Source organism: Microbacterium sp. UBA837 (assembly GCF_002296025.1).
Taxonomy (GTDB): Bacteria; Actinomycetota; Actinomycetes; order Actinomycetales; family Microbacteriaceae; genus Microbacterium.
This window is the reverse complement of sequence record NZ_DBHD01000067.1, coordinates 1-23,081: the sequence shown is the minus strand read 5'-3', so window position 1 is coordinate 23,081 and position 23,081 is coordinate 1. Positions and strand designations below refer to the sequence as shown.

The 23,081-nt window shown below is 66.7% G+C and carries 23 protein-coding genes; 9 read left to right on the top strand and 14 right to left on the bottom strand.

Annotated features, from left to right (window positions below):
- The 3 genes from B3587_RS05190 to B3587_RS05180 all read right to left on the bottom strand — a co-directional run.
- On the bottom strand, positions 1–909 hold a 909-nt coding region (locus tag B3587_RS05190; RefSeq protein WP_292726904.1), incomplete at its 3' end, for an ATP-dependent 6-phosphofructokinase.
- A gap of 135 nt (positions 910–1,044) precedes the next feature.
- On the bottom strand, positions 1,045–3,195 hold the full coding sequence (locus tag B3587_RS05185) for a DEAD/DEAH box helicase (protein WP_292726903.1): 2,151 nt from the start codon (positions 3,193–3,195) through the stop codon (positions 1,045–1,047).
- 197 nt (positions 3,196–3,392) lie between these two features.
- Positions 3,393–4,013 (bottom strand): hypothetical protein, encoded by a 621-nt coding sequence (locus B3587_RS05180; protein ID WP_228177706.1) that lies wholly within the window; start codon positions 4,011–4,013, stop codon positions 3,393–3,395.
- 93 nt (positions 4,014–4,106) lie between these two features.
- Here B3587_RS05180 and deoC point away from each other — a divergent pair, with 93 nt between their 5' ends.
- Complete coding sequence (deoC, locus tag B3587_RS05175) at positions 4,107–4,835, top strand: deoxyribose-phosphate aldolase (RefSeq protein WP_292726902.1); 729 nt, start codon at positions 4,107–4,109, stop codon at positions 4,833–4,835.
- A gap of 17 nt (positions 4,836–4,852) precedes the next feature.
- Here the strand turns inward: deoC and B3587_RS05170 are convergent, their stop codons facing one another.
- The 5 genes from B3587_RS05170 to B3587_RS05150 form a co-directional block, all read right to left on the bottom strand.
- Positions 4,853–5,830, bottom strand: coding sequence for a bifunctional riboflavin kinase/FAD synthetase (locus B3587_RS05170; protein ID WP_292726901.1), 978 nt, complete (start codon positions 5,828–5,830; stop codon positions 4,853–4,855).
- The gene (locus B3587_RS05165) at positions 5,827–6,288 is read right to left on the bottom strand and encodes a hypothetical protein (protein ID WP_292726900.1); all 462 of its coding nucleotides are present in this window, start codon (positions 6,286–6,288) and stop codon (positions 5,827–5,829) included. Before B3587_RS05165 ends, B3587_RS05170 begins: the two co-directional genes overlap by 4 nt.
- Positions 6,289–6,353: 65 nt before the next feature.
- The gene (locus B3587_RS05160; RefSeq protein WP_228177702.1) at positions 6,354–6,722 is read right to left on the bottom strand and encodes a hypothetical protein; all 369 of its coding nucleotides are present in this window, start codon (positions 6,720–6,722) and stop codon (positions 6,354–6,356) included.
- Entirely contained in the window at positions 6,719–7,624 is a 906-nt protein-coding gene (gene truB / locus B3587_RS05155) for a tRNA pseudouridine(55) synthase TruB (protein WP_228177701.1), read from the bottom strand. Before truB ends, B3587_RS05160 begins: the two co-directional genes overlap by 4 nt.
- Positions 7,621–8,295 carry a uridine kinase gene (locus B3587_RS05150; RefSeq protein WP_292726899.1) on the bottom strand — a complete coding sequence of 225 codons (675 nt, stop codon included), beginning with the start codon at positions 8,293–8,295 and terminating at the stop codon, positions 7,621–7,623. The genes truB and B3587_RS05150 overlap by 4 nt, the downstream gene beginning before the upstream one ends.
- Positions 8,296–8,387: 92 nt before the next feature.
- Between B3587_RS05150 and B3587_RS05145 the strand changes: the two genes are divergently transcribed.
- Both B3587_RS05145 and B3587_RS05140 read left to right on the top strand, forming a co-directional pair.
- Entirely contained in the window at positions 8,388–9,290 is a 903-nt protein-coding gene (locus B3587_RS05145; protein WP_292726898.1) for an A/G-specific adenine glycosylase, read from the top strand.
- Positions 9,291–9,301: 11 nt separating this feature from the next.
- Complete coding sequence (locus B3587_RS05140) at positions 9,302–9,826, top strand: flavodoxin family protein (RefSeq protein ID WP_292726897.1); 525 nt, start codon at positions 9,302–9,304, stop codon at positions 9,824–9,826.
- Positions 9,827–9,832: 6 nt separating this feature from the next.
- On the opposite strand, the gene rbfA is transcribed toward B3587_RS05140, so the two are convergent.
- From rbfA to nusA, 4 genes are all read right to left on the bottom strand, one after another.
- The gene (rbfA, locus tag B3587_RS05135) at positions 9,833–10,270 is read right to left on the bottom strand and encodes a 30S ribosome-binding factor RbfA (protein ID WP_228177697.1); all 438 of its coding nucleotides are present in this window, start codon (positions 10,268–10,270) and stop codon (positions 9,833–9,835) included.
- A gap of 90 nt (positions 10,271–10,360) precedes the next feature.
- Positions 10,361–13,138, bottom strand: a complete 2,778-nt coding sequence (gene infB, locus B3587_RS05130; RefSeq protein WP_228177696.1) for a translation initiation factor IF-2 — start codon at positions 13,136–13,138, stop codon at positions 10,361–10,363.
- 57 nt (positions 13,139–13,195) lie between these two features.
- Entirely contained in the window at positions 13,196–13,483 is a 288-nt protein-coding gene (locus tag B3587_RS05125; RefSeq protein WP_228177695.1) for a YlxR family protein, read from the bottom strand.
- Between the two features lie 44 nt (positions 13,484–13,527).
- A complete protein-coding gene (nusA, locus tag B3587_RS05120) occupies positions 13,528–14,517 on the bottom strand; it encodes a transcription termination factor NusA (RefSeq protein WP_292726896.1) in 990 nt (329 codons plus the stop codon).
- A gap of 131 nt (positions 14,518–14,648) precedes the next feature.
- Between nusA and B3587_RS05115 the strand changes: the two genes are divergently transcribed.
- From B3587_RS05115 to B3587_RS05100, 4 genes are all read left to right on the top strand, one after another.
- On the top strand, positions 14,649–16,154 hold the full coding sequence (locus B3587_RS05115) for an alanine/glycine:cation symporter family protein (RefSeq protein ID WP_228177693.1): 1,506 nt from the start codon (positions 14,649–14,651) through the stop codon (positions 16,152–16,154).
- Positions 16,151–16,981, top strand: coding sequence for an NADH:ubiquinone oxidoreductase subunit 4 (chain M) (locus B3587_RS05110; protein ID WP_292726895.1), 831 nt, complete (start codon positions 16,151–16,153; stop codon positions 16,979–16,981). The genes B3587_RS05115 and B3587_RS05110 overlap by 4 nt, the downstream gene beginning before the upstream one ends.
- 84 nt (positions 16,982–17,065) lie before the next feature.
- The gene (locus tag B3587_RS05105) at positions 17,066–17,875 is read left to right on the top strand and encodes a DUF1206 domain-containing protein (protein ID WP_292726894.1); all 810 of its coding nucleotides are present in this window, start codon (positions 17,066–17,068) and stop codon (positions 17,873–17,875) included.
- 51 nt (positions 17,876–17,926) lie between these two features.
- Positions 17,927–18,430, top strand: coding sequence for a pyridoxamine 5'-phosphate oxidase family protein (locus tag B3587_RS05100; RefSeq protein WP_228177690.1), 504 nt, complete (start codon positions 17,927–17,929; stop codon positions 18,428–18,430).
- 4 nt (positions 18,431–18,434) lie between these two features.
- On the opposite strand, the gene B3587_RS05095 is transcribed toward B3587_RS05100, so the two are convergent.
- Positions 18,435–20,231 carry a proline--tRNA ligase gene (locus B3587_RS05095; protein ID WP_292726893.1) on the bottom strand — a complete coding sequence of 599 codons (1,797 nt, stop codon included), beginning with the start codon at positions 20,229–20,231 and terminating at the stop codon, positions 18,435–18,437.
- A gap of 66 nt (positions 20,232–20,297) precedes the next feature.
- Positions 20,298–21,785 carry a sucrose phosphorylase gene (gene gtfA, locus B3587_RS05090; RefSeq protein ID WP_292726892.1) on the bottom strand — a complete coding sequence of 496 codons (1,488 nt, stop codon included), beginning with the start codon at positions 21,783–21,785 and terminating at the stop codon, positions 20,298–20,300.
- A 104-nt stretch (positions 21,786–21,889) separates the two neighbouring features.
- Here gtfA and B3587_RS05085 point away from each other — a divergent pair, with 104 nt between their 5' ends.
- Both B3587_RS05085 and B3587_RS05080 read left to right on the top strand, forming a co-directional pair.
- Positions 21,890–22,528: a pyroglutamyl-peptidase I gene (locus B3587_RS05085; protein ID WP_292726891.1), complete on the top strand. Its 639-nt coding sequence runs from the start codon at positions 21,890–21,892 to the stop codon at positions 22,526–22,528.
- Positions 22,529–22,581: 53 nt separating this feature from the next.
- Positions 22,582–23,081, top strand: a 500-nt coding sequence (locus B3587_RS05080) for a GntR family transcriptional regulator (protein ID WP_292726890.1), incomplete at its 3' end; no start/stop codon positions are given.

Below are 23,081 nucleotides of genomic sequence, written 5' to 3'. Positions count from 1 at the left end.
CCAGGCGCCGTCGACGAGCGCGTCAGCCGCGTGGAGTCCGAGGCGAGTTGCGAGGACGCGGTCGAACGCCGAGGGCGACCCGCCACGCTGGATGTGGCCGAGCACTGTCGCGCGCGTCTCGATCCCCGTGATCCGCTCGATCTCGGGAGCGATGAGCTCACCGATACCACCGAGGCGGGGGCGGTTGAACGCATCCAGTCCTTTGTGGCTGTGCGCCTCGTCCATTCCCGTGATCGTGAAGCCCTCCGAGACGACGACCAGAGGCGCACGTCCGCGATCATGGGCGCTCGTGACCTGCTGGCAGATCTCGTCGATCGACATCGGGACTTCGGGGATGCAGATGACATGCGCTCCCGCTGCGATGCCGGCGTGCAAGGCGATCCACCCGACGTGGCGACCCATGACCTCGGCGACCATGCACCGCTGGTGGGAGTCGCCGGTCGTGCGAAGGCGGTCCATCGCATCGGTGGCGATGTTCACGGCGGTGTCGAACCCGAACGAGTAGTCGGTGGCGCGCAGGTCGTTGTCGATCGTCTTGGGGACGCCGAGGACGTTGATACCGTCCTTCCAAAGGCGGTTGGCCGCGGCGAGCGTGCCTTCACCGCCGATGGCCAGGATGCCGTCGATGCCCGCATCCTCGAGCGTCCGAGCGATGTTCTCGGCTCCGCCGCGAGGTCCCTCATAGGGGTTGGTGCGGCTCGTGCCGAGGATCGTGCCGCCGACCTTCGACAGACCCTTCACGTCGTGGCGCGAGAGCGGGAAGAAGTCCCCGTCGACGACGCCACGCCATCCGTCACGGATGCCGACGAAGTCGAGTCCGTATGCCGTCGTGCCCTTGAGGACCACGCCGCGGATGACCGCGTTCAGACCGGGGCAATCGCCGCCGCTGGTGAGGATGCCGATTCTCATGTGCCGTCCCTGTTGGTGTTTCCGGATGCAAGGTGGCGACGTTGCCTCCACCGACACTAGCGTCCGCACCGCGCAGCATCCATCCCCGGGCCGCCGTGATTACTCGACGCACCCCCGGCTGCCGGCGCGCGGCGCTCAGTCGACCTCGCCCAGCGCCTGCCGGAGCAGGTGCATCAGCGCCGCAAGCTGCACGGAGTCGCTCGAGGCCGGGTCGACAGCTTCACCGTCGAGAGCACGCAGCGCGAGCCCCTGCTTGGTGTCGATCAACTCGGCGATCTTCGTGTCGATCGTGTGCGCGGCGATGATCCGCCACGCCGTGACCGGCTCGTCCTGTCCGATGCGATGCACGCGGTCGATCGCCTGCGTCTGCTCGGCAGCCGTCCAGCTGAGTTCTGCGAGAACCACGTTCGAGGCTGCCTGCAGGTTCAGGCCGACGCCGGCCGCCGTGAGCGAACACACCGCGATTGCGACACCGGCGTCCTCGTTGAACGCATCGATCGCCTGCTGGCGAGCTGCCGTGGTCTGCTCGCCACGGATCGAGACTGTCCGAAGGCCCGCCTGCGCGAAGTGGCGCTCGGCGGCGTCCATGACATCGATGTGCTTGGCGAAGAACACGACCTTGCCGACCGAGCGCTGCAACTGGGCCGCGTAGTCGGCGGCAACAGTGGCCTTGGCCTGGCCGATACGGCGAACCATCGTGAACACGTTCTCGCTGCCGGTACCGGCCGCCTTCGACTCTTCGAGTTCGCCCTCCGCGACGAGCCGGACGATGTCCCCGTCGATCTCGCCGGGCGCGAGCCCGCGATCGCCGCGCGCGTCGATGATGCGCCGGTACTTGGCCGCCAAACGCGCACCGAGCTCTTGCTCGGCTTGCCGGATCGACCGCCCGTATTCGTCGTCGAGTTCCACCGGCAGGTCGGCGATGAGCTTGTCGGGCAGGTCGGCGGCGACATCCTTCTTCTTGCGCCGCACGATGCCCATCGAGATCACGGCGGAGCGCGCTTCGGGATAGAACGCCTTGTCGGCCGGGGTGAGCCCCGTCTCGTCAAGCTTGGCCATCAGCTCCGCGCCGGGCTTGTCGCCCGTGGTCCAGCCGAGGAACCGCCAGATCGCGTCGAAGTCTTCGACGTCATTGATCAGCGGTGTACCGGTCAAGGCGAGCAGCAGCGGATTGTGGACCTGCTCCTTGATGCGGCTGGCCAGCGCAAGAACGTTCTGCGAGCGCTGCGACGTGAGGTTCTTGATGAAGTGGGCTTCGTCAACGACCATGCCCTTCAGCCCGATCGAGCCGAGCCATGACAGGTGCCGGTCGAGAATCTCGTAGTTGACGATGAAGACGTCGGCGAAGGCATCCAGATCTTCACCGTCGCCCGAGATGACCGTGGCGCGCCGGTGCGGCGTCCACCGCTCAACCTCGCGAGCCCAGTTCATCTTGACGACATTGGGCACGACGGCAAGCAACGGGTAGGCGCCGGCGACGGATGCCGCGAGCACCGATTGCGCGGTCTTGCCCAGGCCCGGCTCATCGGCCAGCAGGAACGTGCGGTGCCCCTCGCGCACCGACTCCAGGAACCGTGACTGGTGAGGCATGATCTCGAGGCCGCGCGGTGAGAGCCGATCGAACTCGGGAACCGGCGGAAGCTCCATGGATGCCGCCGCGCCTCCGGCGCCGGTCTCGAACGCCTTGTAGAGGGGACCCATGAGTTCCCATCCGTCGAGGCGGCGACGGGGGGTGTCTCGCGGAGCGCGGGCGGTGAGATCCGGAGCGAGGAACGGGTTCGCCATCTGTCGCGCCTCGATCGAGGCAGGGACCACCTGACGCTCGGCGAGCGCTGCGGGCACCACCTGCTGCGCGGGAGCCGGCGTGTCGGTGATGATGAGTTCGTCCGGCGGGAGTTCGGCGCCTGATTCCAGCAGCCAGTCGCGGCGCATACGACGCGCCACGGGCGAGGTCGCCTGATCGACTTCGAGCAGCTGGATGAGGGACGTGTCCCGCGCAGCGGTCTTGGCGAGGATCGTCGCGACACCGTCGAGCCGCTTGAGCAATTCGACACGCGCGGCATCCGTGAGCGACGTATCGGCCTTGACCCTGGCCCGCTCCTCGCGCACGAGGAACGCAATGACCTGGAACTTCACGCGGTTGGTCGGCCCGAGCTTGCCGCGCTGGGCCTTCGCCTCGACCTCGCGCACCTTGCGCGCGAGGATCGGGATGATCGGGGCCTCATCGTCGCGGCGTGCGGACGAGGATTTCTTGCGCCGCTGGGCGGCGGTTGCCGTAGCCGGCATGCTCCTCCTGAGCGTTGGTACATCTGTGACCGCCGCCATCGTGGCGTCGGATGAGCGTCTGCAAAGACGCGATCTCACTCGAACATCGACACCTGCGGCTCACGACAACACGGGCACTCGCTTCTGCGAACCGTGCAGTGTGACGCGGCGTCTCCCCTAGTCTAGCGCGAGTGGCCCGCGCGCCATCGCAGGACTCGTCAGGGCCACAGCGTGGCGACGATGTCCTCCGTGTAGCCGTCGGGCGAAAAGTCCACCCAGTGGGTTGCAACCCAGCCATCGCCCTGCAGGTAGTGCGTCTCACCGATCGTCACGATGTTGTCATTGCGATCGATGGTCTGCTGCTCGATGCGGCACACCGTGCCGGCGCCGAGTTCCTCACACGCCATGCCGGAGCCGGCGAAAGCATCCATGAGCGCCGTGGATTGGTCGGCTGAAACGACCGAGACGTTTGTTACGAGCCCCGGCGCCCCGGCGGCACCCCAGGAGCAACGCAACGTCGGGATCCCGGAGTTCAGGATCTCCAGGGCAGCAACGTTCTCTGTCGCGTAGATCGTGATGCCGGGGTCGTTCAGCGGCGGGTTGGTGCTGTTCAATTCCTGGAGCATTGTGGGCGAGTACAGCGCGTCGCACGCTCCCGGCAGCGTGAATCCCGCCTCCGCGGTCGGCGACGGCGTGGCCGACGACGTTTCGCTCGGAGCGGGGGCAGCCGAGGACTCGGATGCCGTGGGCGCAGGAGTCTCGGAAGGCAGTGCGTCACAGCCAGCGAGCACGAGGGCGCCCGCGATCAGCACCACGGCGGCGAGGGATCTCGAACGCATCCTGTTCTCCTTGGGCTCGACAGCACGAGCGACGATACCTCGCGCTTGCCTGATCCGGTGTCCCCCGCGCCGACCGGTGCGTAGGCTGAAGGCATGAGCGAGACCACCGAACAGATCACCGAGGCGCAGCTGGCAGCCACGATCGACCACGCGATCCTCAAGCCGGAGTTCACCCGCGACGACGTCGACGAGCAGCTCACGATCGCCCGGGATTGGAAGGTCTTCAGCGTGTGCGTCCGCCCCTCCGACATCGCCCATGCTGTGCAGTTCCTCGAGGGGTCCGGCGTCGCTGTCGGCACCGTCATCGGCTTCCCGCACGGAACCACTTCGACAGCGGCGAAGGTGGCGGAGACCAGACAGGCCGCCGCGGACGGAGCTAGCGAGTTCGACATGGTGGTCAACATCGGCGCGCTGCGTTCGGGGTTCGATGATGTGGTCCGTGACGACATCCGCGCCGTCGTCGAGGCCGCGGGCGGTGCCGTCACCAAGGTCATCCTCGAGGTCTCCCTCCTCGACGATGAGCAGATCGAACGCGGCTCCCGGCTCGCCGAAGAAGCCGGGGCCGACTTCGTGAAGACCTCGACGGGCTTTGCCGGCGGGGGCGCGACGGTCGAAACTGTCAGCCTCATGCGGCGAACCGTCGGGCCGGACACGCAGGTGAAGGCGTCAGGTGGGGTACGCAGTCTCCAGGACGCACTCGCGATGCTTGACGCCGGCGCAACCCGACTGGGAACAAGCGGCAGCGCGACGATCCTCGGCGAGCTTCGGAGAATCGCTGCCGGCGGAACGGCCAGCGGCGCGGTGGACGAGTCCTCCTACTGAGCGGTAAGCGGCGGTGGTCAGTCCGTTGACTGATCACGCGCGAGAATCTCGCGGGTGCGCTCGACATCGTTCGCAATCTGGGCGACGAGGGCCTCGATGCCCTCGAATGCGCCCATGCCGCGAATGCGCTCGACGAACCGCAGCTCGATCTGACGGCCGTAAAGGTCAAGATCGGTCTCGTCGAGCACGTACGCCTCGACCTGCCGCGATGCGACGTCATCGAACGTCGGGTTCGTGCCGATGCTGATCGCCGCCGGGTATCGGATGCCGGGGCGCAGGCCACTGGCATCCGCTTGATCGATGAGCCAGCCGGCATACACACCGTCGGCCGGAACGAACCCTTCGAGGTCGTCGCTGAGGTTCGCGGTCGGGTACCCGATCTCTCTTCCACGCTTGAGTCCGTGAACGACCTCGCCGACGACCGAATGGTCGCGGCCGAGCAACTTGCGCGCGCCCACGACGTCCCCGGAGCTCAGGAGCTCCCGAATCCATGTCGACGAGACGCGCCTGCCTCGGTCGGCAGCTCGCACGTCATGGACGACGTCAACCTCGAAGCCGTGGCTGAGACCGAAAGCGGTGAGGGTTTGCGCAGTACCGACGCCACCCCGACCGAAGCGGAAGTCGGCGCCGACCAACACGGCCTCGGCGGCCAATGCGTCCACCAGAACGAGACTGGCGAACTCGTCAGCTGCCAGAGACGCGAGATCTTCGTCGAAGCGCAACACCAGCACGGCGTCCACGCCGGTATCGGCAAGCAGACGTACTTTCTGGTTCACCCCAATGAGGTTCTCGGGGCACTTGTCGGGGGCCAGCAGCGCTAGCGGATTGCGGTCGAAGGTGACGGCGACCACTGTCGCGCCGAGCGACACTGCCTTCACCCGCGCTCGGTCGATCACCGCGCGGTGGCCGGAGTGCACACCATCGAATTTACCGATGACCACAACGCTCGGACCGAAGCCCGACGGCACCTCGGCGGGGTCCCGAAAAACGATCATGACACCGCGGCGACGTCGTCGAGAGAGGCGACGCGGGCAGGACGGTGCGACCACAGCCACCACAGCCCCAGGAACGGCAGGACGAGGGGGACGAAGAGGTATCCGATATAGCCGTCCGGTCCAAGACCACCGAAGTACGACCACACCGACGGATGCCCGAAGATATCGGGGACGAGGTAGCTGAGCGTCCCGACGATGAGGACGCCCGCCAGTTCGAAAGAGATGGCGATCCAGGCGACCAGGTACCAGCCTCGGCGTCCTGCGAAGATCAGCGCGAGGGTAGCGAGGATATAGACGACCGCGGCGAGCGCGGACAGCGTGTATGCGACAGGTGCCTCATCGAATTCGCGCACAATCTGGACGAACGAGCGACCGGTGGCCGCGAGAGCCATGATCGCGTAGACGATCACGAGTACCCGTCCGATTCCGGTCATGCGGGGTCGGGAAGGCGTAGTCATAGCGGCATTCATCCTACGTCCCGCGCGGCCGGTCTCGGGGCGAGCCGCGACCTCGCGGACGTGCCTCATCCGATCTGGATCGTCCAGATGACCTGCATCCGCCACACCATCACCGCAACGGAAAGAGCCGCGATCCCCATGATGACGGTGCTCCACCTGCTGCGCTCCAGCAGGGCCCAGATCACCGCTGCTGGCGGAAGAAGCGCCGCCGAGACGAGGTAGACCCAGAACTCGAGGACGCTCCCGGTCGGAAGGTTACCGACGAAGGGAGCCACGATGGCGATGACGACCTGCGCCACCAGCAGAAGCTCCAACAGCGCGAGGGCCCCAACGGTGTAGTCACTCGGGCGACGCCCGGCAAGACCCAGGATGACGCACAGCAGACCTCCCAGGACTGCCACTCCCACCTGCACGTAGGTGAACCACAGGATCATGACCCCTCCGCCATATTCATCGCACTCTTCAGATCATTGCCGCGCCGTTCCAGGATGCCGACGAGCCGCCCGTCAGGGTCGATTGCCGCAGTTCCCGACGACAGCCGCTCCGCCGCCCCGAGGATCCGTTTGCCCTGACGGAGGTCGCGCGCCTCCTCCGCTGACACGGGGACCGCTCCGAGAACCGTCCCGGCGACCGCCGCCGGTGGGAGCAGTCGAACGGCTGAGATGTCGTCGATCCTCGTCCCATCGGCAACCAGGAACGGGCCGATGCGGGTGCGTCGCAGCGCGGTCAGGTGTCCCCCCACGCCCAGGGCAGCGCCGAGGTCTCGGGCGAGTGCGCGGATGTAGGTTCCGCTCGAGCAATCGACCGAGACACCGAGATCGATCACCGGCAGCGCGGCACCATCGGCATCCGTCGCAGCCCGGCGCGTGTGGCGAACCTCGAATCGCGACACCGTCACAGTGCGAGCCGCAAGCTCTACCTGCTCACCCGCTCGTACGCGGTCGTACGCGCGTCGCCCGTCGACCTTGATCGCGGAAACGGAACTGGGAATCTGGTCGATCGTCCCGGTGAGCGCGTCGATGCCGGTGCGGATGTCGGCGTCGGTCACCGCATCGGCCGCCACCGCCGCGATGACCTCGCCCTCCGCATCATCGGTGCCGGTCGAGACGCCGAGGCGGATCGTCGCCTCATAGGTCTTGTCAAGTCCCACCATGAAGGTCAACAGGCGTGTCGATGCCCCGACACCCAGCACGAGCAGTCCCGTGGCCATCGGATCGAGGGTTCCGGCATGGCCGATTTTTCGCGTGCCGAGCGCGCGCCGCGCGCGGGCAACCACGTCATGGCTGGTCATGCCACCCGGCTTGTCGACGAGCAGGATGCCGCTCGGATCGCTCATCTGATGACCTTCGGGTTCGTCGGATCGGAATTGTCGATGCGAACCGCGGCGAGAGCTGCGGGATCCACGCGTGCGATGTACATCTCCTGGCCCACGCGATAGCGCTCGTTCGACGCCGCATCCGGGTCGGGGTCGGTGCCGTCGCGCTCCGCCATGCGAGCGAAGCGCACGGTAGCCGGAGCATCAAGCCAAAACGACCAGTCCCAGACGTCGATGAGCTCGGGCCGGTGCAGAAAGATGCCGTCGACGACGAGCACGGCATCCTGCGGCGCCGTCGTCCACTCTGCTTCAACGGGGATGTCGCGCTCGAGATCGAACGCCGCCACCTGAAAGCCCGCGGTCGCTCCGGTCAGCCCGCCCTCGCGAAACGGGTCGATCAGAACGCGGCGGAACGTCGCGTAGTCGTAGGAGTCGAGGTAGAACCCCTCGGGCGAGCGCCTACCGCGCGCGTAGCGCTCTGCGCGAGGCCGGTGGAATCCGTCGATGGATGCGCGGATCGCCACCACGCCGAGGTCGTTCATGACAGCGGCCAGGGTGTCCGCGAACACGGTCTTCCCGGCCCCGTCAGCCCCGTCTACAGCGACGATCGAACGGCCCGCCAGCCGCCGCCGGGGCAGCGCACTGACAAGTTCACGCATCAGCGTCACTGTCGGTGTGGCGGGCAGACGCATGCCTCCAGCCTATTCGGCGAGGGCCGACTCCCCTGCGGCCCGCCCGAGCCACCGCAATCCGACCTCAGCGCGGGACGCATAGGCTGAGGGCCGTGCATCCGCTCGCTTCCGATCTCAATGAGTGGTTCCGGCACAACGCGAGAGACCTACCCTGGCGGGAACCGCGCACGGGTGCGTGGGCGATCCTGGTCAGCGAGTTCATGCTGCAGCAGACACCGGTCGCTCGTGTGATTCCGCACCTGGAAGCGTGGCTGCAGCGCTGGCCGACGCCCGCCGATCTCGCGGAGGCGTCTCCCGCCGAGGCCGTCACCCAGTGGGCCAATCTCGGATACCCCCGGCGCGCGCTGTGGTTGCACCGTGCAGCTGAAGAGATCACCACACGACACGGCGGTGTGGTTCCCCGCGACGTGGAAGCCCTCCTGGCACTGACCGGCATCGGCGACTACACGGCCCGTGCGGTGGCGGTCTTCGCCTACGGTGAGCGGCATCCGGTCGTCGATACGAACACGCGCCGAGTGCTCGCGCGCGTGATCGACGGACGATCTCAGCCCGGTCCTCCGTCCCGGCGTGACCTCGATGCCATGGCAGCCCTCCTCCCCCTCGAGCGGAAGGATGCCGCGCTCTTCAATGCCGCGACGATGGAGCTCGGCGCGACGATGTGCACGGCCCGAGCGCCGCGTTGCGATGCGTGCCCGGTCGCAGAGAGATGCGCGTGGCGAGCTGCCGGCTACCCCGACACCGGAGACCGACGCCCGCGACAGGCAGCGTATGAGGGAAGTGACCGCCAGGTTCGCGGCCTCGTACTGCGGGCTCTCCGCGAGGCCGCACCCTCCCCCGTCGCAGCCGAAACCCTCGCGCCGGATTGGCCGGATCGGACACAACGTGACCGCGCGATCGATTCACTCATCGCCGATGGCCTCATCGAGCTCGAAGACGACATTGCCTGCCTGCCGCGGGGGCGAAAGTCCCTAGGCGAGGCACGCGCGACACCCTAACCTCAACACTCGTGAAGACTCTCGTGATCTACGAGTCGATGTTCGGCAACACCCGAGACATCGCCCGAGCGACCGCCGAGGGGCTGGCTGAGTGGTCGGATGTGTCGATCACGGATGTCGACAGCGCGCTGCTGACCGTCCCGGCTGATGCCACTCTGGTCGTTGCCGGCGGCCCGACCCACGCGTTCTCGATGTCGCGCGAGACCACACGCCACGACGCCGTCGCACGGGGGGCCGTCAGAGGCAGTGCCAGAGGGCTCCGCGACTGGCTCGCGGCCGTCAGCCTCGCCGCGCCCGTTCCCCTGGCCACGTTCGACACCCACACCAAACAGCGGTGGGTGCCGGGATCGGCCAGTCGGGCTGCGGCAAAGGAAGGCCGAACGCGCGGCTTCATTCCCGTGGCATCACGCAGCTTCTATGTCACCGACGTCCAGGGCCCACTCGTAACCGGTGAACTCGAGCGCGCCCGCCACTGGGGACGTTCGCTGTACTCAGGTGTGTCCGGCTCCGTGCGGAGCAGAACGGTGCTCGACTGAGGGAACTCAGTCCTCGTCGTCGGCAAGGATGCGGGGCGCCACGTACGGGTCGGCATCGCCGGCATACGTCGCCGATGCTGCAAGACCGGCAACGGCATCGTCCCGTTCACGCGCCTCACGAAGCAGCTCCTCGATGTGCCCGGCGTCTTCGGCCAGTCCATCGTGGATGAATTCGAGAGTCGGGGTCAACCGCACGCCGAGCTTTCGCCCGACCTCGCTGCGGAGCATGCCGGTTGCCGCGCGCAGGGCATCAGCTGTCGATGCCCTCTCCTCGTCGCTTCCAAGAACCGTGTAGAACACTGACGCGTGCTGCAGGTCGCCCGTGACGCGAACATCAGTGATCGTCACGAACCCCATGCGAGGATCGCGCAGACCCTTCTCGAGACGCTCGGCAACGAGCACCTTGATCCGGTCGGCCATGCGTGCCTGACGTTCCCCAGTCATCTCATCTCTCCTTGCGCTTCCAACCGCCGAGACTCAGGATGTCCCGACCTCAATGGGCGGGACATCCCGAGTCACAGCGTGTCGTGGTCCTCAGCCGCGCGGCTTCTCCACGAGCTCCGTCGTCTCGATCTCGTCGCCGACCTGGATGTCGTTGAACTTGCCGAGCCCGATACCGCACTCGTAGTCGGTGCGAACCTCGGTGACGTCATCCTTGAACCGGCGGAGCGACTCGATAGCGAGGCCGTCGGCGATGACGACACCCTCGCGGATGACGCGCGCCTTGGCGTTGCGGGTGATCGTGCCGCTGCGGACGATACATCCGGCGATGTTGCCGAACTTCGAGGAGCGGAACACCTCGCGGATCTCGGCCACGCCCGACTGCACCTCTTCGAACTCCGGCTTGAGCAGACCCTTGAGGGACTGTTCGACGTCGTCGATCGCGTTGTAGATGACCGAGTAGAACCGGATGTCGACACCTTCGCGGGCAGCGCGCTCGCGAGCCTTCGAGTCCGGTCGCACGTTGAATCCGAGGATGATCGCGTTGTCGATCGTCGCCAGGTTCACGTCGGACTCGGTGATCGCACCGACACCGCGGTGGATGATGCGCAACTGCACCGAGTCGTCGACCTCGATCTTGAGCAGCGACTCCTCCAGCGCCTCGACGGCACCGGAGACGTCGCCCTTGATGATGAGGTTGAGCGATTCGACCTTGCCCTCCTCGAGGGCACGGGTGAAGTCCTCGAGCGAGATGCGCTTGCGCGCCTTGGCCAGCTGGGCGTTGCGCTCGGCGGCCTCACGCTTCTCGGCGATCTGCCGGGCCATACGGTCCTCGTCGGTCACGATGAACACGTCACCGGCGCGGGGCACGGAGTTCAGACCCTGCACCTGGACCGGACGCGAGGGAGCCGCCTCCTCGACCGGATCGCCGTTCTCGTCGACCATCGCGCGGACACGGCCGTACGCGGTACCCGCGACGATCGCGTCACCGACGCGCAGCGTTCCGGACTGGATGAGCACCGTCGCCACCGAACCACGGCCCTTGTCGAGCTTGGCTTCGATCGCCACACCGCGGGCGTCCTTGTTCGGGTTCGCACGCAGGTCCAGGCCGGCATCCGCGGTCAGCAGGACAGCGTCCAGCAGATCCTGGATGCCGGTTCCCTGGCGCGCTGACACGTCGACGAACATGACGTCGCCGCCATACTCTTCGGCCACCAGACCGTACTCGGTCAGCTGCTGGCGGACCTTCTGCGGGTTGGCGTCGGGCTTGTCGACCTTGTTGACCGCCACGACGATCGGCACGTTCGCCGCCTGCGCGTGGTTGAGCGCCTCCACCGTCTGCGGCATGATGCCGTCGTCGGCAGCGACCACGAGGATCGCAAGGTCGGTCACCTGCGCACCTCGGGCACGCATGGCCGTGAAGGCCTCGTGACCCGGGGTGTCGATGAAGGTGATGGCACGCTCGATGTCCTCGTGCTCGGTCCACACCTGGTACGCACCGATGTGCTGCGTGATGCCACCGGCTTCACCCGCCACGACGTTGGTCCGACGGATGGCGTCGAGCAGGCGGGTCTTACCGTGATCGACGTGACCCATCACGGTCACGACGGGAGGACGGATCTCGAGGTCTTCGTCGTCCTCCTCAGCGAGCTCCTGCTCGAGATTCAGACCGAAGCCTTCGAGCAGCTCCTTGTCCTCGTCCTCGGGCGAGACCATCTGGATCTTGTAGCCGAGCTCTTCACCGAGGACCTCGAAGGTCGCCTCATCCAGCGACTCGGTGGCAGTTGCCATCTCACCGAGGTTGAACAGGATCGTCACGAGGGTGCCGGGCTGCACCGTGTAGCCGCGGATCGCTTCGAGCTTGTCGGCGAAGTCCGAGATCGACGCGCCGCGGCGCAGGCGGATGATCTCGCCGTTGCCCTTCTGGACGTTGACGCCGCCGACCTGCGGGGCATCCCTCATCTCGAATTCTTGACGCTTCGCCCGACGCGACTTGCGCTGCTTGGACTTGCCACCGCCCTTACCGAAGGCACCGGCGGTGCCACCGCCAGGACCGCGGCCACGGCCGCCGCCACCGGGACGGGCGGGGAAACCGCCACCGCCGCCAGGCGCGCCGGGACGAGCGAACCCACCGCCGCCACCGGGACGACCGGCGCCGCCGGGACGCTGCTGGAACGGTGCACCGGGGCGACCGCCACCGCCGGGACGGCCTGCGCCGCCCGGCCGGCCGGGGCCACCGGGGCGTCCGGGCGAACCGGGACGCGGAGCCTGAGGCCGCGGGATGTTGGCAGGAGTCGGGCGCTGGCCCATACCCTGCTGCGACGCGAACGGGTTGTTGCCCGGACGCGGGCCGGCCGGGCGCTGGCCCATACCCTGCTGCGACGCGAACGGGTTGTTGCCCGGACGCGGTGCGCCACCGGGACGCGGAGCCTGCGGCGTCGGAGCAGCAGAGGATCCCGTGTCGGCGGAGTTGCCTTCGGACGCCGGCGCGCTGGACCCCGTAGGCGCAGCGGGTGCGGATGCCGCCGGGGCGGGAGCTTCCGCCTTCTCCGCCGGCTGCGGGCCGGGACGCGGTCCCGGGGTCGCAGCCCCGGGAGTTGCAGCCGGGCGCGATCCCGAGCGACCTGACGTCGCGCCGGGACGCGGGGCGGGGCGCGCGCCTGACGCGCTCGAGGGTGCGGTCGTGCCGCTGCCCTTGGCTGCGTCAGCGCCCTGTCCCTCGAACGCCGCGCGCAGCTTCCGCGCGACGGGAGGCTCGATCGTCGAAGAGGGGCTCTTGACGAATTCGCCGAGCTCCTTCAGCTTCGCGAGAGCCACTTTGCTGTCAATGCCGAGTTCGGATGCGATCTCGTGCACGCGTGGTTTTGCCACAGTTCTCCTGTCTGGGGTCCACCCAGACAGGGGCGGACCACTAGTTGCGGACGGGTCTCATTTCGAGCCGTTCACTTTGTGTCCATTGCCATTCAGCCGTTTCTCGTTCAGCCGTTTCGTGAGCGCTTGCGAATCCAGAGAACCTGGGGCGCGAAGCGCGCGTACGAAGGCCCGACGCTTCAGTGCCGCGTCGACGCACTCTCGCGTCGGATGAACCCACGCACCCCGCCCCGGCATCGAAGCCCGCTCGTCCCAGACGAGTGAGGATTCGATGGCCACGACGCGAAGAAGCGCCGATCGGGAAGAACGCGTGCGACATCCGACGCACGTTCGTACAGGTTCCATCCTACACCTGCCCTCCCGGGCCAGCCCACGCGAGGCTCGGCCGATCAGGACTCGTCGAGAATGCTGTCGGGCTGGATGTCGATCTTCGCGCCCGTGAGTTTTGCGGCAAGCCGCGCGTTCTGTCCCTCCTTGCCGATGGCAAGGGAGAGCTGGTAATCCGGCACGAGGGCCCGTACGGCCTTGGTCTTGGCATCCAACACGAAGCTGGAAGTCACCTTCGCCGGCGAGAGGGCATTGCCGACAAACGTCGCGAGGTCAGGGCTGTAGTCGACGATGTCGATTTTCTCGCCGCCAAGTTCCTCGGTGACCGCGCGCACACGCCGCCCCAGCTCCCCGATGCAGGCTCCCTTGGCGTTGATCGACGGATCGTTGGCCTTCACCGCGATCTTGCTGCGGTGCCCCGCCTCACGCGCGAGGGACACGATCTCCACGAGCCCCGCGGGAATCTCGGGAACTTCGAGAGCGAAGAGCTTGCGAACGAGGCCCGGGTGCGTCCGGGAAACGGTGATCGACGGACCCTTCGTTCCCTTCGAGACGGATGTCACATAAACCCGCAGCCGCGAACCGTGGGCGTAGTCCTCTCCGGGCACCTGCTCCTCGGGGGGCAGGACCGCCTCGACCGTGCCGAGGTCGACGTGCACCATGCGCGGGTTCGGTCCCTGCTGGACGACACCGGCGACGATGTCGCCCTCTTTGCCCCGGAACTCGCCGAGGACGGCGTCGTCGGCGATGTCTCGCAGGCGCTGGCTGATGACCTGCTTGGCGGCGAAGGCCGCGATGCGACCGAAGTTCTCGGGCGTGGTCTCCTCTTCGCCGATGACCACACCCTCGTCATCCAGCAGCGGCACAAAGATCGCGACGTGGCCCGTCTTACGGTCCAGCTGAGCGCGCGCACCCTCGGGTGCCTCGCCGGTTGGCGAGGTGTGTTTTGCATAGGCGGTCAGAATCGCCTGCTCGATGATGCGAACGAGTTCGTCGAACGGAATGTCCTTCTCGCGCTCGACCGTTCTGAGCAGTGTCAGATCGATGTCCATCGTGACCTCCCTATTCAGCTCTACCCGTCGCGAATCACACGCCGCGCGGAATCATCCCACGTTACCCGATCGCTCCTTTACTCGTCCCGTGTTGGTCGCTCATTCCATCCCGGAACCGACATACTGATGCCGTGGATGACGTCAATTCCCTCATCGTCGAGTGGGGTGACCTGTTTTGGACCTGGGCGGTTCTTCCGATCGTCGTCGGACTGGGCCTGTATTTCACGGTGCGATCGGGCGTCGTGCAGATCCGGCTCTTCCCGGAGATGTTCCGCACCCTCACCGACAAGACGCCGCGAACAACCGACGGCGCACCGCAGTCCGTGTCGTCGTTCCAGGCTTTCACGATTTCGGCGGCCTCGAGAGTGGGCGTCGGCAACATCGCGGGGGTGGGAACCGCGATCGCGCTGGGCGGACCCGGAGCAGTGTTCTGGATGTGGCTCATGGCGCTGATCGGCGCGTCCTCGAGCTTCATCGAGTCCTCGCTCGCGCAGCTGTTCAAGGTGCGCGACGCCGAAGGCGGCTTCCGCGGCGGACCCGCCTATTACATGCAGCGAGGTTTGCGCGCGCGGTGGATGGGTGTGCTCTTTGCCGTCATCCTGCTGATCTGTTTCCCGTTCGCGTTCTCATCCCTGCAGGCCAACACGATCGCCGACACGGTCTCGTCGAGCTTCGGGACGGATGCCGGATGGGTCGGCCCGGTCACCGGGGTGATTGTGGCCCTGTTGACGGCGCTCGTGGTCTTCGGCGGCATCCGTCGTATCGCGTCAGTCACCCAGACCCTGGTGCCGCTCATGGCGCTCGCCTACCTGCTGCTCGGCCTTGCGGTGGTCGCCATCCACATCGATCAGCTCCCTGTCGTTTTCGGGGAGATCTTCACGCAGGCGTGGGGGTTCAACGAAGTCGTCGGCGCGACGTTCGGATACATCGTGCTGACGGGTGTACGACGCGGCATGTTCTCGAACGAGGCGGGCCTCGGTTCAGCTCCGAACGCGGGTGCCAGCGCCGCCGTCACGCACCCGGTCAAGCAGGGCCTGGTGCAGTCGCTGGGCGTCTACTTCGACACCTTCCTGGTCTGCTCGATCACCGCCTTCATCATCCTGGTGTCTGTCCCTGATCTGGCTGGCGCATCGCGAGGGATCGCCCTCACCCAGGGGGCACTTGTCTCCACGCTCGGAGAGTGGTCGAACATTGCGCTGAGCATCATCATCTTCCTGCTCGCGTTCTCGTCGATCCTCGGCAATTACTACTACGGCCAGTCCAACATCGAGTTCATCACCACCCGACGCGGCATCCTCCCGGCCTACCGTGTTGCCGTTGTTCTCGCCGTGCTCCTCGGCTCGCTCGCCTCTGCCGACCTGGTGTGGAGCTTCGCGGATGGCGTCATGGGGGTCATGGCACTGATCAACCTCATCGCCATCGCGCTGCTGTCGGGCATCGCCTTCCGCCTGCTGCGCGACTACACCCGCCAACGCCGGGAGGGCCGCGATCCCGTCTTCACCCGCGACCTGCTGCCCGGCGTCACGGGGATCGAGTGCTGGGAAGACGAACTCACCGTCACCGGTCCGCTGGATCTCATCACCAAAAAGCGGCAGTCCCAGAAGCACCGCGATCACCTCCACGGAGCACAGCAATGACCCGCAGGCGAACACTGCCCGCCGCCGCAACCGCCCTCGTCGCCCTTCTCCTGGCGCTCTCGGGTTGCTCGCTGACAGCATTCACCGACTTCGGCGTCGTCGACGAGAGCGGCTCCGGCCAGTACAGCGACGGCGAGGTCTACACCGAGGATGACGAGGATCTCGGCGTCGTCCAGGTCTACACCGTCGAGCCGGATGCTTCGCTGTCACCCACCGGGGACGATACCACCGAGTCGGTCTGGGACATGTTCGTGAGGATCGCGACCCCCGAGGTGGCAGGCAGCGTCATCCGCGACTTCCGTGTCGGAGATTCAGAGTCCAGCGACCTGGGGGCCTACGTACGCCAGACTGACGATCCCGCGCGGTGGACACTCGTGGTGAACCTCGCTGACGGGGCAGACCAAGATGTGCTGCTGCCCACGATGATCCACGAGTACGCGCACATTCTGAGCCTGTCTCCGGGCCAGACCGACCCCGATGCGTGGAGCTGCGACACGCTGCAGCTGGACGAGGGGTGCGCAGAGCCGGATTCGGCGCTGTGGGGCTTCGACCAGGAGTTCTGGGCCCGGTACGGGTCGGATGCTCCGGATCCTGGTAATGCAGACGCCGACCTCGCCTACGAGTTCTATCTCGATCACGAAGAGGACTTCGTCAGCGACTACGCCGCCACCAATGTGGTCGAAGACTTCGCCGAGAGCTTCATGACGTTCGTGCTCGAGCCCGAACCCGACGACGACACGGTGATCGCGCAGAAGCTTCTCTTCTTCTGGGATCGCCCGCAGTATGTCGAGATCCGCGACCACGTGCGTGCGGAGTTCGGACTCTGAGCCCACTGACGATCGCCTGTTGCATCGGCTCGCGCTGACGTCAACCGTCTCCGCGACCGTGCCGACCGCAGATACGCTCGCCCCATGGCCCCCGGCAGCGTGAAAAAGACCGCGCGCGATGCGCAATCTCATCCCGCCGTTCGAGCGCTCGCCCGAGGCGGATACGTCGCGATGGGCCTGGTGCATCTGCTCCTGAGCACCCTCGTGATCACTGTCGCGCTGGGAGGATCGAGCGAGCAGACCAGCCAGAGCGGGGCGTTCACCGCACTGGCCGAGGCGCCGTTCGGCATCATCCTCGTCTGGGTGATTGCCGCGCTGCTTGCCGTGCTCGGCGCCCATCAGCTCGCGGACGGCCTTGTCGTACGCGGCTCTGATGAGCCCGACAGGTGGCGGCGCAGAATAACCTCCTGGGGCCGCGGGGTCGTCTACCTGATCCTTGCGGTGCTGGCGGCAGCAATTGCACTGGGCGCGCGGCCCAACAGTGAACAGAGCGCGGAGGAGGCCAGCGAGGGCGTGCTCTCGCTGTTCGCGGGACCGATCGTGCTCGGCATCCTGGGGATCGGCATCCTCATCGCCGGCGTTGCTTACGCCGGTGTCGGCGTGACCCGCGGCTTCCAGAAGAAGATGTCATACCCGGGCGGGGGGCTCGGGATGACGGTGACAGTGCTCGGAATCGTGGGATACGTCGCAAAGGGCCTCGCGCTTGCCGTCGTGGGCATCCTGGTCGTGATCGCGGCGGTCACCACCGACCCAGACGCCGCCGGAGGATTGGACGAAGCGATCCACTCCCTGCTCGCGCTACCGGCCGGCCCGGCACTCGTCATCGGCGTCGGCACAGGCTTCGCCGCATACGGGCTCTTCTGTTTCTTCCGCGCCCGATATGCAGACCTGTGACCCGTGTCAATCCCCTCGCGCGCGCGAGGGGATGACCCACATCCTGCCGACATGACGGAATTGACAGGAACCGAAGCCCGCACCCGCGCCAAGGAACTCGTCGAAGACATCGACATCACGATGCTCACGACGCGCGACGACGGCGGCAATCTGGTCAGCCGCCCGATGAGCACACGCCGGATGGACGAGAACGGAGACATCTGGTTCTTCACGGCCGAGCACACCAAGAAGGTCGACGAGGCCGAAGCAGATGACGAGGTCGGACTGTCCTACTGCGACCCGAAGGGCATGCGCTACGTCTCGGTCGCCGGTCACGCCCGCGTCGTCCACGACGATGCACTCATGCAAGAGCTGTACTCGCCGTCGCTGGAGGTGTGGTTCGAGGACGGGCTCGATACGCCCGGGATCACCCTCCTGCGGGTGAGCCCGGTCGAAGTGGAGTTCTGGGAACCCGGACAGAACCGGTTGGCGCAGGCCGCCGGGATGCTGAAGGCGCTGGTGACCCGCGACACACCGGACGACGACATCGTCCGGCACGCGAAGATCGCCTACTGATACCTCACGGCGCGAGGCGAGCGATGGCGTCGTCAAGCGTCATCGTCTCGCGCTCGCCGGTGCGGCGATCCCAGAGCTCGACCTCACCGGCCGCCGCTCCCCGTCCGACCACGAGGATGCGTGGCACGCCGACAAGCTCCGCGTCGCCGAATTTCACCCCCGGAGAAACCTTGGGGCGGTCGTCGTAAACGACCTCGAGACCGGCCGCCTCAAGTCGCGCGCTTGCCTGTTCCGCAAGGTCGAACGCGACGGCGTCCTTGCCCGTGGCGACGACGTGCATATCGAAGGGTGCCACGGCAGTCGGCCAGATGAGACCCTTCTCGTCGTTGCTCAGCTCAGCGATGATCGCAAGGATCCGCGTGACGCCGATGCCGTAGGAGCCCATCGTCACCGTCACGAGCTTGCCGTTCTCATCCAGAACCTTCAGGCCAAGCGTCTCGGCGAAGAAGCGGCCGAGTTGGAAGACGTGACCGATCTCCATTCCACGCGCCAGTTCGACGGGTCCCGAGCCATCCGGTGCCGGGTCGCCGGGCAGAACGTTCGCCACCTCGACGAAACCGTCGCCGCTGAAGTCCCGTCCCGCCACGAGTGAGTGGACATGCTTCTGGTCGATGTTCGCGCCAGTGACCCACGACGTACCCTCCACGACACGCGGGTCGAGGAGATACCGGATGCCGGTCGCCGACTCTTCGCCGAGAATCGCCCCCGTCGGTGACCAGGGACCGATGTAGCCCTTCACGAGCAACGGGCTGTTCTCAAAATCGTCAGCCGTCGCCGCCTCGACGGCGGCGGGCGCGAAGGCCACCTCGGCGCGCTTGTCGTCGATATCGCGGTCTCCAGGGATACCGACCACGACGATCTCGCGGGTGCCGTCGAGGTGGGTCAGCGCGAGCACCACGTTCTTCAGCGTGTGAGCTGCCGTCCACGTCGTGTCGCCATCCGTGGCGGGACCGGCGATGCCGGGAGCCGGGGCAGCCTCGTTCGCGTTGAGGTGGTCTACCAGCGTGGCGATCGTCGGGGTGTCGGGCGAGTCGAAGATCACCGGGTCCGGAAGGCCATCGAACGGCAGGGGTGCAGGAACGACCGTGGTGAAGGCCTCGACATTGGCGGCGTATCCCCCGGCGCTGCGAACGAACGTGTCTTCCCCGACGGGGGTCGGATGCAGGAACTCCTCGCTCCGAGCGCCGCCCATCAGCCCGTTGTCGGCGTTGACGATGACGTACTCGAGTCCGAGCCGCTGGAAGATTCGCTCATACGCGTCACGCTGGGCCTGGTACGACGCATCGAGCCCGGCATCCGTGTAGTCGAAGGAGTAGGCATCCTTCATCGTGAACTCACGCCCGCGCAGTAGCCCCGCGCGCGGCCGAGCCTCGTCGCGGTATTTGTCCTGGATCTGGTAGATCGCCAGCGGCAGATCCTTGTACGAGGAGTAGAGGTCCTTCACCAGGAGCGTGAACATCTCCTCGTGGGTCGGAGCGAGAAGATAGTCGGCGCCCTTGCGATCCTGGAGGCGGAAGATACCGTCGCCGTAAGACTCCCAGCGCCCCGACGCTTCGTAGGGCTCCCGGGGCAACAGCGCCGGGAAGTGCACTTCGTAGGCTCCCGCGGCAGCCATCTCGTCGCGGATGATCTGCTCGAGCTTCGCCTTGACCCGCAGGCCCAGTGGCAGCCACGCGAAGATGCCGGGTGCCTGACGCCGGATGTAGCCGGCGCGCACCAGGAGTTTGTGGCTGGTGACCTCGGCGTCGGCGGGGTCTTCGCGAAGCGTGCGGAGGAAGTAATGCGAGAGACGGGTGACCACGAGCGTCAAGTCTAGGCCGCGGCGGCGCACCGGCTCAGCGAACGGCGAGCCGAACGCGTCCGGGCCTCACCCATCGGTGGGAGGCTGCTCGAGCAGGTCCGCCGTAGCGTGCTCGCGCCCGTCGGCACGCGCCCAGCGGAGTTCGGCCTGGCCCTGGTCCAGCCGCGCCCGCAGCTCGGACCATCCGGATGCCGACTCCCACCGCATGTGCAACCATCCGTCGTCATCGAGCCGCGACTGGAAGGCCCCGTCGAGCCCCGGGGCGCCAGCGCGGAATCGGCACAGCTCCAACAGAGCGGCAACGACAGGCCGCTCGAGGTCGCGCGTCACGTCGGCGTCGCTGTAGATGTGGCGGTTGATGTCGCGCCCGACCCCGGTGCGCCCGAGCAGATCCATGTCATTGGTTCCAGCGAGAGCCCCGACGTAATAGATCTGGTGGATGCCGGGCAAGAACAGCTGCACCGCACGTGCTGCCAGGTACGCCCGATCATCGCGGCGCAGGGCGTCGTAAAAAGTGCTGTTGACCTGATAGATGTCGAGGTTCGAAGCCGCCGCGCCCGTTGCCGCCCGGCTTTGCCCGCCCGTGGCGTCGTGGATCGCTTCGACCAACGCGTCGAGGTGGGTGGCATCCAGAAGCCCGGGCTCCCCCGTCGCCGCGTCGGGCCCCACGTCCACGATGCCGATGCCGTCGTGAGTGTCCAGCACGGTCACGGCGTTCTCGGGCCGCTCAGCGATCCAGCGCGCCAGCGGCGCGTGATCTCCAGTCGCGGCAGCGAACAGCACCAGGGGCGGAAGCGCGAAGTCGTACACACGGTCGACGCGCTGGGCGATCTCGATCTGGCGACGGTAGAACGAGTGAACCTCGACGAGGACCTCAAGCCCGCGCTCGTGCGCCAGCACGGTCAGCTCATCGATGAAAGCAAAGGTCTCAGGCGTCATGAACGACGAGCTGCCCGGCGTCTTCACCGCATAACCGACAGCGTCCAGGCGAATCATCCGTGTGCCAGCATCGCGCAGGGCATCCAGGATCGAAATGAGGTACGCGGACCCCGCAGCACTGCGCACATCGATGTCGACCTGTGCCGCGGTGAAGGTGGTCCACACCAGCCGGGTCGACTCGCCCCACGGATACGGAGTGAACGGGAGCCCGGGACGGGGCCGATAGATCCGCAGCAGATCGGCTTCTGTCGCACCGTCCGGGAAGACGGTTCCCATCGTCAGGAACATCTCCGCGTAGCGCGACTGGTCCCCGTTCTGGATGACGTCGCGGAACTGCGGCGAGCGGGCAGACACGTGATTGACGATGACATCCACCATGACATCGAGGTCGTCAGAGAGGGCGCGGACATCGTCCCACGTGCCCAGCCGAGGGTCGACTGTCGTGTGATCGTCGGGGTCGAACCCGGCGTCGGCGCCGTCGAAGGGCGTGAAGAAAGGAAGGATGTGAACGCCGCCGAAGGCTCCAGCGAATCGGTCGCGTACTACTTCACCGAGCGCGGGAATCGTCCCTCCCAGGCGGTCGGCATAGGCGATGAGCTGGATCGGATGGGTCATGAGGAGCACTCCGGAGGCGTCTGCGGCTCGGTCCTGACGACCTTCTCCGCGTTGCTAAATCGTGTCAGCATATTCTACCGGCATCCTCGACGTACCGTGAAGGCATGTCGACCGTGCTTCTGACCGGCTTCGAACCGTTCGCCGGTGATCAGACGAATCCGTCAGGCGACGCGGTAGTGCGATTGGGCGCCGCGTGGAACGGGCCGGCTCGACTGGTCACGGCAGTACTTCCCGTGGATTTCGCGCGCGCTGGCGCAGAGCTGATCGAGCTCGTCGCCACACACAGGCCCGATGTCGTCATTGCGACAGGCCTGGCCGGCGGTCGCGACGCCATCACGCCGGAGCGCATCGCCGTGAATCTGCGCGACGCCCGCATTCCCGACAACGCGGGGCATCAGCCCGTCGACACCGCCAGCATCCCCGGCGCGCCCCTCGCGTACGCATCCTCGCTCCCCGTCAAGGCGATCGCCACGGAGATCGCGGCCAGCGGCATCCCCGCCTCCGTGTCGCTATCGGCAGGCTCGTTCGTCTGCAACGACGTATTCTTCACGCTCGCACACGTGAGCGCGAACACCCCGGGACTGCGGGCGGGCTTCATCCATGTGCCATGGGATGCCGAGAACGCACCACCCGGCGCGGCATCGCTCCCCCAAGCCGACATCACGCGCGCGCTCGAGATCGCCGTGATCACGACGCTGACGTACACCCGCGATCTCGACGTCCCCGCCGGACACCTGGCCTGAACCCCGCCGGTCGGAGTTGACAGACAAGCGTCGTTCCGTATGCAATATATTGCATGCCGGTCCCCTCGACAGCGGGCACCCACCGCCCCCTCCTCCGCGACGAGGTACAAGCACGGCTGCGCGCCGCCATCGTGGACGGCACCCTCGCGCCGGGCGAACAGGTGCGTGACGCCGACATTGCGCAGTGGCTGGGCGTGAGCCGCACACCTGTTCGCGAGGCGCTGCTCGAGCTCGCACACGCGGGACTCGTCCAGACGACACCGGGACGGGCGACAATCATCTCGCCGATCGAACGTCGGGCCACCAGTGAGGCTCGCGATGTCGTAGCGGCCATGCACCGTCTCGCTGCGCTTGCAGCAGTGCCGCGACTCGACTCGAACACGATCGAGCGGATGCGTGCTGCGAATCGCCTGTTCGCCGCAGCGCTCCGGTGCGGTGACATCGACGGCGCCATCGCCGCCGACGAACTCTTTCACGGCATCCTGGTCGAAATCGCCGACAACGATGCAATACGAACGGTGCTGCGCCTGTATGAACCGGTCCTCCTGCGAGC

What these genes read in the sequence shown, in the direction of transcription:
- B3587_RS05100 (WP_228177690.1), top strand. Translation starts at nt 17,927, where the DNA reads ATGACGGAATTGACAGGAACCGAAGCCCGCACCCGCGCCAAGGAACTC.
- B3587_RS05110 (WP_292726895.1), top strand. Translation starts at nt 16,151, where the DNA reads ATGACCCGCAGGCGAACACTGCCCGCCGCCGCAACCGCCCTCGTCGCC.
- B3587_RS05185 (WP_292726903.1), bottom strand. Translation starts at nt 3,195, where the DNA reads ATGCCGGCTACGGCAACCGCCGCCCAGCGGCGCAAGAAATCCTCGTCC.
- B3587_RS05170 (WP_292726901.1), bottom strand. Translation starts at nt 5,830, where the DNA reads ATGATCGTTTTTCGGGACCCCGCCGAGGTGCCGTCGGGCTTCGGTCCG.
- B3587_RS05165 (WP_292726900.1), bottom strand. Translation starts at nt 6,288, where the DNA reads ATGACTACGCCTTCCCGACCCCGCATGACCGGAATCGGACGGGTACTC.
- B3587_RS05085 (WP_292726891.1), top strand. Translation starts at nt 21,890, where the DNA reads ATGTCGACCGTGCTTCTGACCGGCTTCGAACCGTTCGCCGGTGATCAG.
- B3587_RS05180 (WP_228177706.1), bottom strand. Translation starts at nt 4,013, where the DNA reads ATGCGTTCGAGATCCCTCGCCGCCGTGGTGCTGATCGCGGGCGCCCTC.
- B3587_RS05125 (WP_228177695.1), bottom strand. Translation starts at nt 13,483, where the DNA reads ATGGAACCTGTACGAACGTGCGTCGGATGTCGCACGCGTTCTTCCCGA.
- deoC (WP_292726902.1), top strand. Translation starts at nt 4,107, where the DNA reads ATGAGCGAGACCACCGAACAGATCACCGAGGCGCAGCTGGCAGCCACG.
- rbfA (WP_228177697.1), bottom strand. Translation starts at nt 10,270, where the DNA reads ATGACTGGGGAACGTCAGGCACGCATGGCCGACCGGATCAAGGTGCTC.
- B3587_RS05105 (WP_292726894.1), top strand. Translation starts at nt 17,066, where the DNA reads ATGGCCCCCGGCAGCGTGAAAAAGACCGCGCGCGATGCGCAATCTCAT.
- B3587_RS05150 (WP_292726899.1), bottom strand. Translation starts at nt 8,295, where the DNA reads ATGCGTCTGCCCGCCACACCGACAGTGACGCTGATGCGTGAACTTGTC.
- B3587_RS05160 (WP_228177702.1), bottom strand. Translation starts at nt 6,722, where the DNA reads ATGATCCTGTGGTTCACCTACGTGCAGGTGGGAGTGGCAGTCCTGGGA.
- gtfA (WP_292726892.1), bottom strand. Translation starts at nt 21,785, where the DNA reads ATGACCCATCCGATCCAGCTCATCGCCTATGCCGACCGCCTGGGAGGG.
- nusA (WP_292726896.1), bottom strand. Translation starts at nt 14,517, where the DNA reads ATGGACATCGATCTGACACTGCTCAGAACGGTCGAGCGCGAGAAGGAC.
- truB (WP_228177701.1), bottom strand. Translation starts at nt 7,624, where the DNA reads ATGAGCGATCCGAGCGGCATCCTGCTCGTCGACAAGCCGGGTGGCATG.